16 protein-coding genes and 1 rRNA gene are annotated in these 15,505 nt (G+C 61.7%); 13 read left to right on the top strand and 4 right to left on the bottom strand.

The window, feature by feature from the left end; all coding sequences use genetic code 11:
- Positions 1-160: 160 nt before the first annotated feature.
- Positions 161-267, top strand: a 5S ribosomal RNA gene (rrf, locus tag EBS11_RS18720).
- Positions 268-328: 61 nt separating this feature from the next.
- Here rrf and EBS11_RS18715 read toward each other — a convergent pair.
- The 4 genes from EBS11_RS18715 to EBS11_RS18700 form a co-directional block, all read right to left on the bottom strand.
- Positions 329-673: a DUF1840 domain-containing protein gene (locus tag EBS11_RS18715; RefSeq protein ID WP_290605210.1), complete on the bottom strand. Its 345-nt coding sequence runs from the start codon at positions 671-673 to the stop codon at positions 329-331.
- A gap of 180 nt (positions 674-853) precedes the next feature.
- On the bottom strand, positions 854-1,399 hold the full coding sequence (locus tag EBS11_RS18710; protein ID WP_290605208.1) for a hypothetical protein: 546 nt from the start codon (positions 1,397-1,399) through the stop codon (positions 854-856).
- A gap of 63 nt (positions 1,400-1,462) precedes the next feature.
- Positions 1,463-2,983: a YifB family Mg chelatase-like AAA ATPase gene (locus tag EBS11_RS18705; RefSeq protein WP_290605206.1), complete on the bottom strand. Its 1,521-nt coding sequence runs from the start codon at positions 2,981-2,983 to the stop codon at positions 1,463-1,465.
- Positions 2,984-3,090: 107 nt separating this feature from the next.
- On the bottom strand, positions 3,091-3,339 hold the full coding sequence (locus tag EBS11_RS18700) for an accessory factor UbiK family protein (protein WP_290605204.1): 249 nt from the start codon (positions 3,337-3,339) through the stop codon (positions 3,091-3,093).
- A gap of 267 nt (positions 3,340-3,606) precedes the next feature.
- Here EBS11_RS18700 and EBS11_RS18695 point away from each other — a divergent pair, with 267 nt between their 5' ends.
- The 12 genes from EBS11_RS18695 to EBS11_RS18640 all read left to right on the top strand — a co-directional run bounded on the left by EBS11_RS18695 (position 3,607) and on the right by EBS11_RS18640 (position 15,505).
- The gene (locus EBS11_RS18695) at positions 3,607-4,377 is read left to right on the top strand and encodes a TorF family putative porin (protein WP_290605202.1); all 771 of its coding nucleotides are present in this window, start codon (positions 3,607-3,609) and stop codon (positions 4,375-4,377) included.
- A gap of 11 nt (positions 4,378-4,388) precedes the next feature.
- Positions 4,389-4,727: a P-II family nitrogen regulator gene (locus EBS11_RS18690; RefSeq protein ID WP_010393464.1), complete on the top strand. Its 339-nt coding sequence runs from the start codon at positions 4,389-4,391 to the stop codon at positions 4,725-4,727.
- Between the two features lie 11 nt (positions 4,728-4,738).
- Positions 4,739-6,286, top strand: coding sequence for an ammonium transporter (gene amt / locus EBS11_RS18685; protein ID WP_290605198.1), 1,548 nt, complete (start codon positions 4,739-4,741; stop codon positions 6,284-6,286).
- Between the two features lie 213 nt (positions 6,287-6,499).
- A complete protein-coding gene (gene gshA, locus EBS11_RS18680) occupies positions 6,500-7,798 on the top strand; it encodes a glutamate--cysteine ligase (RefSeq protein WP_070254361.1) in 1,299 nt (432 codons plus the stop codon).
- A gap of 97 nt (positions 7,799-7,895) precedes the next feature.
- Positions 7,896-8,864: a glutathione synthase gene (gshB, locus tag EBS11_RS18675; RefSeq protein WP_290605195.1), complete on the top strand. Its 969-nt coding sequence runs from the start codon at positions 7,896-7,898 to the stop codon at positions 8,862-8,864.
- A gap of 2 nt (positions 8,865-8,866) precedes the next feature.
- Positions 8,867-9,271, top strand: a complete 405-nt coding sequence (locus EBS11_RS18670; protein ID WP_131376741.1) for a PTS fructose transporter subunit IIA — start codon at positions 8,867-8,869, stop codon at positions 9,269-9,271.
- Between the two features lie 92 nt (positions 9,272-9,363).
- Entirely contained in the window at positions 9,364-9,633 is a 270-nt protein-coding gene (locus EBS11_RS18665; RefSeq protein WP_092803603.1) for an HPr family phosphocarrier protein, read from the top strand.
- Positions 9,634-9,677: 44 nt separating this feature from the next.
- Positions 9,678-11,420, top strand: a complete 1,743-nt coding sequence (ptsP, locus tag EBS11_RS18660) for a phosphoenolpyruvate--protein phosphotransferase (RefSeq protein ID WP_290605191.1) — start codon at positions 9,678-9,680, stop codon at positions 11,418-11,420.
- Between the two features lie 135 nt (positions 11,421-11,555).
- Entirely contained in the window at positions 11,556-12,755 is a 1,200-nt protein-coding gene (locus EBS11_RS18655) for a homoserine O-acetyltransferase (protein WP_290605189.1), read from the top strand.
- Positions 12,752-13,363 carry a methionine biosynthesis protein MetW gene (gene metW, locus EBS11_RS18650; RefSeq protein ID WP_290605187.1) on the top strand — a complete coding sequence of 204 codons (612 nt, stop codon included), beginning with the start codon at positions 12,752-12,754 and terminating at the stop codon, positions 13,361-13,363. Before EBS11_RS18655 ends, metW begins: the two co-directional genes overlap by 4 nt.
- On the top strand, positions 13,363-14,622 hold the full coding sequence (locus tag EBS11_RS18645; RefSeq protein ID WP_290605185.1) for an AmpG family muropeptide MFS transporter: 1,260 nt from the start codon (positions 13,363-13,365) through the stop codon (positions 14,620-14,622). The genes metW and EBS11_RS18645 overlap by 1 nt, the downstream gene beginning before the upstream one ends.
- A complete protein-coding gene (locus EBS11_RS18640) occupies positions 14,603-15,505 on the top strand; it encodes a M48 family metallopeptidase (protein ID WP_290605183.1) in 903 nt (300 codons plus the stop codon). Before EBS11_RS18645 ends, EBS11_RS18640 begins: the two co-directional genes overlap by 20 nt.

The following is a 15,505-nucleotide window of genomic DNA, read 5'->3' as shown; positions in this document are numbered from 1 at the left end:
AAAACCCGCTCAGCAATGAGCGGGTTTTTTTTCGTCTGCTGCTTTTATCGGCCTACAAGCCCACTTTTACTCCCCTCTTCAGGCAAATTCCTATATAATTCGCCTCCTCAGATCAGATGGTTTGCTGCCCCGTTGGGAGCAGGCTGTTGAAAAAGTTATGCCTGATGACCATAGCAAGTTGGTCCCACCCCTTCCCATCCCGAACAGGACCGTGAAACAACTTTGCGCCGATGATAGTGCTGCAACCAGTGTAGGTTATCGTCAGGCTTGTTATATAAAAAAACCCCGCTAGCAGCGGGGTTTTTTTTCGTCTGTTGCCTTCATTGCACTACACGCCCCAGATGATGCTTTCGCCTTCGGCCTTGGCCGAACGCAGCATTTCCATCAGCGGGTAGGCGCGTTGCGACAGGTGGACTTTTTGCGCACGCGCATGTTCGCCCGATTCGCCATCTTCCAGCGTCTCCGGCGTATGCACATCATGTTCGATGTCGTTTTCCGGATGCCGTTTGCTTTCCGCCACTTCCTTTTCCAGCAGGGCCAGGGCTTCACCCGCTTCCGCTGCCGTGATGACGCCGCGTGTCGGGTTCTTGTGCAGGATGTCGAGGATACGTTGTGCATGTTCCTGGTACATCAGCACTTCAGGGGAGGATTTGGATTTGAATGAGATCAACATATGCACTTTCTGGAACTTGTTGTTAGTGTCGAAACAATATCACGACTTGAAAATTTACACAGGCCGTCCGATTGCCCGGATTGCACATTTGCAAGCCGGATAGCGCCATCTGTTGGACAGGACACGCAATTACAAGGGCCTCGCTGCCAGGCAGCCGTCCGTTTAAGTGATCGTTAAGTCTCACTCCAGTTTCACGGAGTCGAGGAAGGTCTCGATGGTCTCGCGCGACAGCTTGCTTTCTTCCCCGAGGATGACGATCTGGGCGATGTGCTTGTCCTGTGCCACGAAACGGCCCACGAGCAAGACGGGTTTGCCCTGCTGCGTGCCCGTCGCCTCGATGCTCAGCGAGCTGCGCTGGTGCATGCCTGCCCCGGTGCTACTGGCGGCCGCGGCAGTTTGTTCGTTACGCACCTTGCCATTGATATTTTTCAGCAAGGCGGTCTTCATGGCGGGCAGCGCTGCCTGCGCCTGTTCCGCGTTATCGAGCGTGGCACTGCCGACGGCAAAGGTGCCGCCGTCGACTTCGCTGGCCGTCATGGTCAGGCTGACTTTCTTGCCGTCGAGGTCAATGTCGCGCGTCAGTACGGCTGGCTTGCTGGGAAACAAAGCCGTGAACTGGGCATCGGGGCTACGATAGTCGCGCCAGTCATGTTTGGGGCTGCAGGCGGCCAGTACGCCGGCAGCCGCGAGTGTCGCCAGAACAGCGGCAATTGATGTTTTTTTCATCAGCAGATGGTAGCAGCGTCGCCCCTTGCACGCAATCGCGCACGCGTCTGGCGGCGCGCCTGACTAGATTTCCTGCAGCACGCGCCGGTATTGAATCGCTTCGGCAATATGCGGCGGCATGATGCGGGCACTGCCTGCCAGGTCGGCGATGCTGCGGGCCACGCGCAGGACACGGTGATACGTGCGCGCCGACCAGTGCAGGCGCAGCATGGCATCAAGCAATAGCCGTTCGCCCTGTTGTTCCAGCTGGCAATGTTGTTCGATTTCCCTGTTATTCAGGCGCTGGTTGGACTTGCCCTGGCGTGCCAGTTGCAAGGCGAAGGCGGCCGCGACCCGCGCGGCGATGGGCTGCGTGCCTTCGGCGGTACCGGCCTGGCGGCGCAGTGACGCGGGCGGCATGGCCGCCACTTCGATTTGCAGGTCGATGCGGTCGAGCAAGGGGCCGGATAAACGGCTGTGGTAGCGCAGCACGGCGTCCGGCGTGCAGCGGCAGCGGCCCGAGGCGTGCCCCAGGTAGCCGCAGGGACAGGGGTTCATGGCGGCGATCAGCTGGAAGCGGGCGGGAAATTCGGCTTGGCGGGCCGCCCGTGAAATGGTGATGAGGCCCGATTCCATGGGCTGGCGCAGGACATCGAGCACCTTGCGGTCAAATTCGGCGATTTCATCAAGAAATAGCACGCCGCAGTGTGCCAGCGAGATTTCACCGGGCCGCGGCACGTGGCCGCCACCGACGAGCGCCACGCCCGAGGCGGTCTGGTGCGGAGCGCGATAGGGCCGCCGTTTCCAGTGCTCCACCTTGAAATGGCCGCCCAGCGAGTGCACGGCAGCCGACTCCAGCGCTTCTTCGTCGCTCATCGGTGGCAGTACGCCAGGAAAACGGCTGGCCAGCATGGTCTTGCCCGTACCGGGCGGCCCCACCATCAGCACGTTATGGCCGCCCGCGGCCGCCACTTCCAGGGCGCGGCGGGCTTGCTGTTGCCCTTGTACATCAGAGAAGTCCGGATACGGCATGGCGGGCGCTGGCAGCTGCGCCTGGTGGCGCTGCAGGATGGTCTGGCTGTCGCGTGCGGCAAAATGCGCGCAGACCTCGAGCAAGGTATGCGCCGGATAGATGGCGGCATCGCGGACCAGCGAGGCCTCGTCGGCATTCGCGTATGGCAGGATGAAGGCGCGCGGTGCGCCGCCCTGGCTGCGCTGCATGGCAAAGGTCATGGCCAGCGCACCACGGATGGGACGCAACTGCCCCGACAAGGACAGTTCGCCGGCAAATTCATAGTGGTGTAGCTGGTCGGCTGGCAACTGGCCGGAGGCGGCCAGGATGCCCAGTGCGATGGGCAGGTCGAAGCGGCCCGATTCCTTGGGTAAATCGGCTGGGGCCAGGTTGACGGTGATGCGCCGCGCCGGCATGTCGAAACCGCAGTTCTGCAGCGCGGCACGCACCCGGTCGCGCGATTCCTTGACTTCCGTATCCGGCAAGCCAACGATCGTAAACGACGGCAAGCCATTGGCAAGGTGGGTTTCGACACTGACCTCGGGCGCCTCCATGCCGGCCAGGGCGCGGCTTTTCAGGACTGCCAGGCTCATGAGTTTCCCCTGCACCGCGGGCGCGGGCAGGTTCAGTGTAGCCGTTGGTGCCGCCGCAGGTTTGAGGTATGCCAGCAAGACCGCTGAAAGGCGGCTTGCCGGTCACCTTACACTTTTGGTTCGTTCAGGCGGGTTTCCAGTTCGATCAGGCGCAATTCCAGTGCATCCAGTTTCGCGCGGGTCTTGGCCAGCACTTGTGCCTGGATATCAAATTCTTCGCGCGTGACCAGGTCCAGGCGGGCAAAGCCCTGGGTCATCATCGATTTCACGTTCTTCTCGATATCCTTGGCCGGCGAGTTTTCTATGGCTTGATGGATCTTGCCTTGCAGGTCGTTAAAAAAGGTATTCATGTCCATGGTAGGTCCTTTGTGGTGCAGCCTGTGCATCGCACCATTGCGGTGCACAGCGGCGTTAATCTGGTGCGAATCCTGGCAGTTATAACTCTCCAGCAGTTCCTTGCCGCATGTCCAGGGGCTTGCAGGGTATGTATGGACGGAAATGCACCTGTCAAGGTGGCAATGGAGCTGGCACGTATTCTGCTAAAGAAGCTATGAACGCTTTGTGATCTCCAGACAAGATTTTAAACCTCAACTGCTTTAAAAGTTCAATAAAAGGGAATCGCCATGAAGAATCTGTCCAAGAACATGACTTTAGCTGCAGCGTTGACGTTGGCCGTGGCCGCCCTGAGCGGCCATGCCATGGCCCAGGATGCGGCGGCGGCACCGGCTGCTGCCGAAGCGGTACCCGATAATGTAGTGAGTTACAACGTGGCGCTGACGAGCGATTACCGCTACCGCGGCCTGTCGCAAAGCCGTCTCGATCCCGCCATCAGCGGTGGCACCGACTATACCCACAACCCGACGGGCCTGTATGTGGGCACCTGGCTGTCGAGCATCAAATGGATCAAGGATGGCGGCGGCGACACGAACCTGGAATGGGATATCTACGGCGGCAAACGGGGCGAATTCGCACCGGGGATCACCTACGATGTGGGTGGCCTGTACTACTTCTACCCATCGAATGGACTGAGCACGAATGCCAATACCTTCGAGCTGTACGGCCAGGTCGGTTTCGGGCCGGCCTACATCAAGTATTCGCACTCGACGACCAACCTGTTTGGCGTGGCCGACAGCAAGAACAGCGGCTATATCGATGCCGGCCTGAACGTGCCGCTGTACGACGACTATACGTTCAACCTGCACGTGGGCCATCAGAGCGTCAAACACAATGACTCGCTCAGCTACTATGACTACAAGCTGGGCGTGACCAAGGATTTCCCCGGCGTTGTCACCGTGTCGCTGGCGGCCGTGCGCGCCGACATCACGTCGCTGGCACCGAACGGCAAGAACCTGGCGAAAACTGGCCTGGTCCTGACTGTTTCCAAAACCTTTTAAGCGAGACTGCCATGAAAATGATTACTGCAATCATTAAGCCGTTCAAACTGGATGAAGTGCGCGAAGCCTTGTCTGCTATCAATGTGCAAGGCATTACCGTCACCGAAGTCAAGGGGTTTGGCCGCCAGAAGGGCCACACGGAACTGTACCGTGGCGCCGAGTATGTCGTCGATTTCTTGCCAAAAACAAAAATTGAAGCGGCCGTCGACGATGCCATCGTCGACCAGGCCATCGAGGCGATCGAAGGTGCCGCGCGTACCGGTAAAATCGGCGATGGCAAGATTTTTGTGTACAACCTGGAACAAGTCATTCGCATCCGTACCGGTGAAACCGGCAACGAAGCGCTCTAAGGGGAATATTGATGCGTAAAAATATAACAAAATTGCTAGCTGGGTTTGCCTGTCTGTGTGCGTTTGGCGTTGCCGCGCCCAGTTTTGCCGATGCGCCGGCCAAGCCGGAAGCCGTTGCGGCCGCGGTCGCCACGCCAGCCGTGACGCCTGCGCCTGACGCTGCACCAGCCGCCGTCGCGCCAGCAGCGGCCGCCGCGGCTGCTGCCACGCCGGCGCCAGCCGCCGCCCCCGTCGCCAACAAGGGCGACACGAGTTTCATGATGATCTGCACCGTGCTGGTCATTTTGATGACCATCCCCGGCCTGGCCCTGTTCTACGGCGGCCTGGTGCGTTCGAAGAACATGCTGTCCGTCCTGATGCAGGTATTCATGGTCTTCGCGCTGGTCGTGGTGCTGTGGTGCATTTATGGCTACTCGGTCGCCTTCACGGAAAAAACCGCCTTCTTCGGTGGCTTCGACCGTCTCTTCCTGAATGGCATCTGGGATCCGGTAAAGGGCACCTTTGCCTCCGCCGCCACCTTCAGCAAGGGCGTCGTCATCCCCGAGTTCGTGTTTGTCGCCTTCCAGGGCACGTTTGCCGCGATTACCTGCTCGCTGATCGTCGGCGCCTTTGCCGAACGCGCCAAGTTTTCCGCCGTGCTGGCCTTCGTCGTACTGTGGTTCACGTTTGCCTACCTGCCGGCAGCCCACATGGTCTGGTTCTGGACCGGTCCTGATGCCATCACCAACGCCGCCACCTCGGCCAGCGAAGCCCTGAAAGCGGGCTGGATCTGGCAAAAAGGCGCGCTGGACTTCGCCGGCGGCACCGTGGTGCACATCAATGCCGCTATCGCCGGCCTGGTGGGCGCCATCATGATCGGCAAGCGCGTCGGCTATGGCCGCGAATCGATGGCACCGCACTCGCTGACGATGACCATGATCGGCGCTTCCCTGCTGTGGGTGGGCTGGTTCGGTTTCAATGCCGGCTCCTCGCTGGAAGCGGGCGACGTGGCCGCCCTGGCCTTCGTCAACACCATGCTGGCCACGGCTGCCGCGACCCTGTCGTGGGTGTTCGGCGAGTGGATCACCAAGGGCAAGCCTTCCATGCTCGGTGGCGCTTCCGGTGCCGTGGCCGGCCTGGTGGCGATCACCCCGGCGGCCGGCTTTGTCGGCCCGATGGGCGGCCTGGTCATCGGCTTGCTGGCCGGTATCGTCTGCCTGTGGGGCGTGAATGGCCTGAAACGCCTGATCGGCGCCGACGATTCGCTCGACGTATTCGGCGTGCACGGCGTGGGCGGCATCCTGGGTGCCTTGCTGACGGGTGTATTTGCTGCACCACAACTGGGCGGCCAGGGCATCTTCGACTACGTCACCAACAAGATGTCGGCGGATCCGTATTCGATCGGCCACCAGGTATGGGTACAGGCGCAGGCAGTCGGCACGACCATCATCTGGTCGGCCGTGGTCTCCGTCATCGCCTATAAACTGGTCGACATCGTCATCGGCCTGCGCGTGCCGGAAGAAGAAGAGCGCGAAGGCCTCGATATCACCAGCCATGGCGAACAGGCATATCATGGTTAAATGCTAATTTTCTGCTGCGGGAGCGCCCAGGCGCACCGCCGCAGCGTGGTTTTGCCGGAAAAGGCGTCTCATCGAGGCGCCTTTTTTTCGTCATGGGAATGGAAAAGGTCTTTAAAACAAGGCTTTTGCCCCGATTTGGGGTACTTACACGGTAATATAGTCGGCAGTTCTGTGTGCTTTTTTGAATACTGCACATAATTTAAGGATGTAACTATGGTTCCCCATCTCGTCACGGCCCTGACCGGACCGCTGCTCGACCTCGAAAAAAAGATTCTGGCCGCGACGCCGGCCATTGAGCGCTGGTTCCGCATGGAGTGGCAAGAGCACACGCCGCCCTTCTATTGCTCGGTTGACTTGCGCAATGCCGGCTACAAGCTGGCGCCCGTCGATACCAATCTGTTCCCTGGCGGTTTTCATAACCTGGCCACGGAAATGCTGCCCCTGTCCGTGCAGGCGGCCATGGCCGCCATCGACAAGTATTGCCCGGATGCCCGCAACCTGCTGATCGTGCCGGAATTGCACAACACCACGCCGCAATACCTGCAGAACGTGGCGCGCCTGATGCAGATCTTCCGCCAGACGGGACTGCACGTGCGCTTCGGCTCGTGGTCGCCCGACATCACCCAGCCGACACCGCTGGCGTTGCCAGATGGCAACATGCTCGTCATCGAACCCCTCGTGCGCCTGAACAATGGCCGCCGCCTGGGCTTGAAGGATTTCGACCCGTGCACGATTCTGCTGAATAACGACTTGTCGGACGGTATCCCCGATATCTTGCAAAATATTCATGAACAAAGTCTGTTGCCGCCCTTGCATGCGGGCTGGGCCTTGCGTCGCAAGAGCAACCACTACACGGCCTACGATGAAGTGGTGAAAAAGTTCGGCAAGATGATCGACGTCGATCCGTGGATGCTCAACCCCTTCCACGCCAAATGCAGCGACGTCAACTTCCAGGAAGGCGAGGGCGAAGACGCGCTGGCCGCCAGTGTGGACGTGCTGCTGGCGAAGATCCGCAAGAAATACAAGGAATACGGCATCAAGGAAAAGCCCTTCGTCATCGTCAAGCCCGATGCGGGCACGTATGGCACGGGCATCATGACGGTGCGCGACGCCAGCGAAGTGCGCGACCTGTCGCGCAAGCAGCGCGACAAGATGTCCATCGTCAAGGATGGCAAGGTCGTCACGGATGTGATCATCCAGGAAGGCGTGCCGACCTTCGAGAGCATCAAGGATGCCGTGGCCGAGCCCGTCGTCTACATGATCGACCGCTATGTGGTGGGCGGCTTCTACCGCGTGCATGCGGAGCGGGGCGTGGACCAGAACCTGAACGCGCCCGGCTCGCAGTACGTGCCGCTGGCGTTTGCCCAGCAGCATGCTGTGCCGGACTTGAAGGCCAAGCCGGGCACGGCCGCGCCGAACCGTTTCTATGTGTATGGCGTGGTGGCGCGCCTGGCCTTGCTGGCCGCGTCGCTGGAAATGGAGCGTACGGACCCGAATCCCGAGGTGTATTGATCCATCCATGAGGCGTGCCGGGCGCGGTGACTACTGTGCCTGGCGATCTCGGCTAGAATCAAGCATTCCTTATCCAGGCTCCCCGATTGGACGCACCATGAAAATTGCATTCCTTGCCGACCCGCTGGCAAGCTTCAAGACCTACAAAGATTCCACCTTTGCCATGATGCGCGAGGCGGCCAGGCGCGGCCACGCCGTCCATGCCTTCGAGCAGAAGGACATGGCGCTGGAAGAAGGCATCGTCACGGCACTGGTCAAGCACATCGCGCTGACGGGCGACGAGCACGACTGGTACAAGGTCGTCTCCACCGACGAAGTACGCCTGTCGACGCTGGACGCCATCATCGAGCGCAAGGACCCGCCGTTCGACATGGAATACGTGTACGGCACATATCTGCTGGAACTGGCGGAAAAGCAGGGCGCCTGCGTCTTCAACAAGCCATCCGCCATCCGCGACAACAATGAAAAGCTGGCCATCGCGCAGTTTTCCGAATTCACTTCGCCGACCCTGGTGACGTCGAACGAAGCGCGCCTGCGCGCCTTCCACGCCAAGCACCAGGACGTCATCTTCAAGCCGCTCGACGGCATGGGCGGCACGGGCATCTTCCGCGTCAAGGCCGATGGCCTGAACCTGGGCGCCATCATCGAGACGCTGACGGAGAACGGCGCGCAAACCATCATGGCGCAGCGCTTCATCGCCGACATCGTCAAGGGCGACAAGCGCATTCTCGTCATCGGCGGCAAGCCGGTGCCGTTTTCGCTGGCGCGCATCCCGCAGGCGGGCGAAGTGCGTGGCAACCTGGCCGCCGGCGGCACGGGCGTGGCGCAGCCATTGACGACGCGCGACCTGGAAATCGCGGAAAAGCTGGGCCCGATCCTGGCCGCGCGCGGCCTGATGCTGGTAGGATTGGACGTGATCGGCGACTACCTGACGGAAGTCAACGTCACCAGCCCGACTTGCTTCCAGGAAATTATGCAGCAGACCGGATTTGACGTGGCCGCCATGTTCATCGATGCGGTCGAACACGGTGTTGCGTCCGCGCAGCAGCGATCACAGGTGAAATGACTATGGTAGGGATTTTGCTCATGACACATGCACCGTTGGGCCAGGCTTTCATCGCCGCCTGCGCGCATGTGTTTCGCGGACCCACGGAACGCTTTGAAGCCATCGACGTCGTCGCCGACCAGGACCTGGCGGAAGTACAGAAGCTGGCCTCGGAAGCTATCTGCCGCCTCGACGACGGTTCCGGCGTGCTGGTGATTACCGACGTGAAGGGCGGCACGCCATCGAACTGCTGCAACAAGCTGGCCGATGCGGGGCGCGTGGAAGTCATCGCCGGCATCAGCCTGCCGATGCTGCTGCGCGCGATTACCTATCGCCGCGACTCGCTCGACGTGGTGGTGGAGATGGCCCTGGCCGGCGCGCAAAGCGGCGCCGTGCGCGTGGATAACCGCATTCGCGTGGGCGAATAGGAAAGTGCAGGGCCGCCGCCCTGGAGGCGGCGGGTGGTATAGGCCAAGATTGTCATCAGCGCAGTGCATTCAGGGATAAAGACTATATAAAAATGATTCAAAAAGAACTCGAAATCATCAACAAGCTGGGACTGCACGCACGCGCTTCCGCCAAATTTACCCAGTTGGCCGCCAAGTTCAAGAGCGACGTCTGGTTGACCCGCAACGCGCGCCGCATCAATGCCAAGTCCATCATGGGCGTCATGATGCTGGCCGCCGGCAAGGGCGCGAAAGTGACCCTGGAAGCAGATGGCGATGATGAGCAGGCATGTGTCGATGCGCTCACCGCCCTGATTAATGACAGGTTTGGCGAAGGCGAGTAATGCCCGCCGAACGCAGCCGCAGCCGCATTCCGACAGGTCAACCCATGGCATCCTTCACGCTCCACGGCATCCCGGTTTCCCGCGGCATTGCCATTGGCCGCGCGCATTTGCTGGCGCCGGCCGCCCTTGACGTCAAACATTACCTGGTCGCCCAGGAACAGATCGAAGCCGAAGTCCAGCGCCTGCAAAACGCCATCGCCACCGTCCACAAGGAACTGCAAACCTTGTGGAACGATCTGCCCAAGGACGCGCCCACCGAGCTGGGCGCCTTCATCGACGTGCACGCGCTGATCCTGTCCGATCCGATGATTTCCGAAGCGCCGCTCGATATCATCCGCAAGCGCCACTACAACGCCGAATGGGCGCTGTTGACGCAGATCGATGAATTGTCTGCGCAATTCGATGAAATTGAAGACCCGTATTTGCGCGAGCGCAAGGCGGACATCCAGCAAGTCGCCGAGCGCGTGCTGAAAGTCCTGCTGGGCACGGAGCAATTGCTGCCCAAGGCGGCTGCCGAAGACGAGCTGATGGCGCAGATGATCGTCGTCGCCCACGACATCTCGCCGGCCGACATGCTGCAGTTCCGCGACCGCTCCTTCATCGGTTTCATCACCGACGTGGGCGGGCAGAACTCGCACACGGCCATCGTCGCGCGCAGCCTGGACATCCCGGCCGCCGTCGGCATGTCGCAGGCGTCGACCCTGATCGAGCAGGATGACTGGCTGATCATCGACGGCGATGCCGGCGTGGTGATCGCCAATCCCAGCGCGCTGGTGCTGGAACAGTACCGCGAGCGCCAGACGGCCATGCAGCGTGCGCGCAAAAAGCTGGGCAAGCTGAAAAAGACGCCGGCCGTCACGAAATGCGGCACCCCCGTCACCCTGCTGGCGAATATCGAGCTGCCCGAGGATTGCCCGTTCGCCCTGGAGTCGGGCGCCAGCGGCGTGGGCCTGTTCCGCTCCGAATTCCTGTTCATGGGCCGCGCCCACAAGATTCCCACCGAGGACGAGCAGTTCGAGGCCTACCGCAACACGGTGCAGTCGATGAAGGGGCGGGTCGTCACCATCCGCACGCTCGACATCGGCGCCGACAAGCCGCTCGACCAGGCCGACCATACGGCACTCAATCCCGCCCTGGGCCTGCGCGCCATCCGCTATTGCCTGGCCGAGCCGCAGCTGTTCCTGACGCAGCTGCGCGCCATCCTGCGCGCTTCCGCCTTCGGCAAGGTGCGCATCCTGATCCCCATGCTGGCGCACGCCTTCGAGATCGACCAGTCGCTGGCCATGATCGCGCAAGCCAAGGCCAGCCTGCGCGAGGAAGGCATCAAGTTCGACGATGCCGTCGAAGTGGGCGCCATGATCGAAATCCCGGCCGCCGCGCTGGCGCTGCCCATGTTCGTCAAGCGCATGGATTTCCTCTCCATCGGCACGAATGACCTGATCCAGTACACGCTGGCCATCGACCGCGTCGACTACGAGGTGGCGCATTTGTACAATCCGCTGCATCCGGCCGTGCTGCAGCTGATCTCCATGACGATCGCCGCCGGCCACAAGGCGGGCATCGACGTGGCCGTCTGTGGCGAGATGGCGGGCGACGTGAAACTCACGCGCCTGTTGCTGGGCATGGGCTTGCGCGAGTTTTCCATGCATCCGGCGCAACTGTTGGCGGTCAAGCAAGAGATTCTCAACAGCGACCTGGGGCTGATCGCACCACAAATGCGCAAAATTATGCGTTCGATGGAGCCAAATGTGATCGCGGAAGCCGTACAACAGTTGCAGCTCATGTAAACTGTCGTTTTATCAGCATCAGGACACATCGCGCGCGGCAAGATGTGTCCTGGTGCTAAAGTTGCAGCACCTATCATCGCGGTGCTGCATCGACCATGGCCCGTGGGGCCACCCCCCTTTTATAAACCGACACACATGTCATCCATTGGAATCGTTTCGCCGCAAACCATGTATTTTGCGGAACCCCTGCAGCTGCAAAGCGGCGCCTCGCTGCAGGACTATATGTTGATGTATGAAACCTACGGCACCCTGAACGCCGACAAATCGAACGCGGTGCTGGTCTGCCACGCCCTGAACGCCTCGCACCACGTGGCCGGCGTCTACGCGGACGAACCGAAGAGCACGGGCTGGTGGGACAATATGGTGGGACCGGGCAAGCCGCTCGACACCAACAAATTCTTCGTCATCGGCGTCAACAACCTGGGTTCGTGCTTCGGCTCGACGGGCCCCATGCACACCAATCCCGCCACCGGCAAGCCGTATGGCGCCAGCTTCCCCGTCGTCACGGTGGAAGACTGGGTCAGCGCGCAGGCGCGCCTGGCCAATGAACTGGGCATCAACCAGTTCGCCGCCGTGATGGGCGGCTCGCTGGGCGGCATGCAGGCGCTGGCGTGGAGCATCATGTTCCCCGAGCGGCTGCGCCACTGCGTGGTGATCGCCTCGACGGCCAAGCTGTCGGCGCAGAACATCGCCTTCAACGACGTGGCGCGCCAGGCCATCCTGTCGGACCCCGACTACCGTGGCGGCGACTTCTATGCGCACGGCGTGGTGCCGAAGAACGGCTTGCGCGTGGCGCGCATGGTGGGCCACATCACCTATCTGTCGAACGACGACATGGCCGAGAAATTCGGCCGCAAGCTGCGCGACGCGGCGCAGACGGGCGACTACAAGTTCGGCTTCGGCATCGACTTCGAAATCGAGTCCTACCTGCGCTACCAGGGAGATAAATTCTCCGAATACTTCGATGCCAACACCTATCTCTTGATCACCAAGGCGCTCGATTATTTCGACCCGGCGCGCGCGCATGGCGGCGACCTGGCGAAGGCCCTGTCGGGCACCAAGGCCAAGTTCTTCCTCGCCTCGTTTTCCACCGACTGGCGCTTCTCGCCCGAGCGCAGCCGCGAAATCGTCGAAGCGCTCGTATGCAACCGCCGCCAGGTCACGTATGCCGAGATCGACGCGCCGCACGGCCACGACGCCTTTTTGCTGGAAGATCCGCGCTACATGAACATGGTGCGCGCCTACTACGGCCAGGTATGGAATGACATCGCCGCAGGCGCGCCCGCGGCAGCACAGAACACCGCCGTCCGCCAGGGCGCGAAGGAGACCGCATGACTTTTGACGAATTGAGCGCGCTGCGCCCCGACCTGGCCTTCATCGCCCACTGGGTGCCGGACAACGCGCATGTGCTGGACGTGGGCTGCGGCGACGGCGTGATGCTGCAATATTTGCAAAGCGATAAGGAATGCAGCGGCTACGGCATCGAGATCGCCGACGACAAGGTGCTGGCCAGTACCCAGCGCGGCGTCAACGTGATCCAGCAGGACATGGAAAAGGGCCTGGCGATCTTTGGCGACAACAGCTTCGACACGGTGCTGTGCCTGTCTTCCCTGCAGATGATGAAGCAGGTCGAGCCGCTGCTGCGAGACATCGTGCGGGTGGGCGCCGAGGCCATCGTCTCGTTCCCCAACTTCGCCTACTGGCCGCACCGCGTGGCGCTGCTGAAAGGGCGCATGCCCGTGTCGAAATCGCTGCCCTACCAGTGGTACGACACGCCCAACGTGCGCTGCGCTACCATCAACGACTTCCGTGAACTGGCCGAGGAATGCGGCCTGGAAGTGATCGAATGCGTGGCCCTGGCCGAAGGCAGGATGGTCTCCGTACTGCCCAACCTGCGCGGCGACCTGGCCGTCTTCCGCCTGCGCAAAAAAGCGGTGCATTGATGACCAGCAGTCCGGCGCCAGGCTGGCGTTCCTATGCCAATGGCCGCATGCTGGCCGTGCTGGTGCTGGGCTTCAGTTCCGGCCTGCCCCTGTTCATCCTGCTGTACCTGCTGCAGGCGTGGCTGGCCAAGTCGGGCCTGAACGTCAAGGCGCTGGGGCTGTTCGCCCTGGTGCAGTTCCCCTACATCTGGAAATTCCTGTGGGCGCCCCTGATGGACCGCTACAGCATCCTGGGGCTGGGACGCCGGCGCGGCTGGATGGCGCTCACCCAGGTGGCACTGTTCTTTTCCATCGGCGGCATGGGCATGCTGGACCCGCTCTCGCAGATCGGCCTCATCGCCGCCGCTGCCGGCGGTGTCGCCTTTCTATCGGCCAGCCAGGACATCGTCATCGACGCCTACCGCCGCGAAATCCTCAGCGACAACGAGCAGGGGCTGGGCGCCGCCGTCATCGTCAACGCATATAAAGTGGCGGGCATGGTGCCGGGTGCGCTGTCGTTGATCCTGGCCGACCGCATGCCGTGGCAGCCCGTGTTCTGGATCACGGCCGCCTTCATGCTGCCGGGCCTCGCGTGCACCCTGTTGATCAGGGAGCCGACCGTGTACGGCTCGCCGCCGAAGACCATGCGCGAGGCGATCATCTTGCCCTTCCGCGAATTCATCGCGCGCGATGGTTGGCGTAACGCAATGTGGATCCTCGCCTTCGTATTACTCTACAAAATAGGCGACAGCATGGCCACGGCGCTGGCGACGAAGTTCTATCTGGACCTGGGGTTCAGCATGACGCAGATCGGCCTGGCCGCCAACACCACGGGATTCTGGGCCAGCCTGGCCGGCGGTGTGGTGGGCGGCGTGTGGATGCTCAAGCTGGGCATCAACCGGGGCCTGTGGGTCTTCGGCGCGCTGCAGGCGATCGCGATTTTGGGATTCGCCTGGCTGGCGCAGGTGGGGCCGAATACCATGCTGTTGAGCGCCGTGATCGGCTTCGAAGCGTTTGCCAGCCTGGGCCTGGGGGCCGCCGCCTTTGTCGCGTTCCTGTCGCGCACCACGGACCCGCGCTACACGGCCACGCAATATGCCCTGTTTTCCAGCCTGAGCGCCGTGCCGCGCACCCTGATCAATGCCTCGGTGGGCTTCCTCGTCGCGGAGCTGGGCTGGTTTTCCTTTTTCATCGTGTGCTTCTTCCTGGCCTTCCCGGCCATGATGATGCTGCCTAAAATCGCTCCATGGAGGTCTGCCAATGGCACCAGTATCCCTTAAACATTACGCCGTCCTGGCCAGCCTGTGCGCGGCGACGGCGCTGGCGCCGCTGCCCGCCTTCGCGCAGCAGGCGACGATACAGGATGGCATCAAGGTGCGTCCGCTGTCGACCTCGCGCATCTTTGCCGGCGGCGTCGATTTTAATGAACAATCGAAGCAGCAATACACGCAGCTGGTCAACGAAGCGAAGGAAAAGAATGCGCTGGTGCCCGACAGCGACCCGCAGGTGAAGCGCCTGCGCGCCATCGCCCAGCGCATCATCCCGTTCGCCACGCGCTGGAACGAGGCGGCGGCCGGCTGGAACTGGCAGATCAACCTGCTCAATTCCGACCAGGTCAACGCCTTTTGCATGCCCGGCGGGCAGATCGCTTTTTACAGCGGCATCATCACCAAGCTGAACCTGACCGACGATGAAGTGGCCGTCGTCATGGGCCATGAGATTTCGCACGCGCTGCGCGAACACTCGCAGGCGCAGGCGGGCAAGGGCAACCTGGCCGCCGTCGGCTCGAAGCTGGTGGGTGCGGGCCTGTCGGCCTGGCTGGGCGTCGATCCGAGCATCACCAGTACGGCCACCAATATGGCGGCGCAGGGCGTGATGCTGAAGTTCTCGCGCGACGATGAACGCGAAGCGGACCTGATCGGCATGGACCTGGCCGCGCGCGCCGGCTTCGATCCGCGCGCCGGCGTGGTGCTGTGGCAGAAGATGGCCGCCGTGAGCAAGGGCGCGCCGCCCGAATTCCTTTCGACGCACCCGTCGGGCAAGGACCGCATTTCGCAGATGAACAGCCACATGGCGCAAGTGCTGCCGCTGTACGCGCGCAGCAAGGGCGTCAGCGTCGATGCCTTGCCGCCGTATCGCAGCAACGCCATCGCGTCGCGCTAG

It is taken from the genome of Janthinobacterium sp., from assembly GCF_009923995.1.
Classification (GTDB): Bacteria; Pseudomonadota; Gammaproteobacteria; order Burkholderiales; family Burkholderiaceae_D; genus Janthinobacterium.
This window is presented reverse-complemented; position numbering and strand designations above follow the sequence as displayed.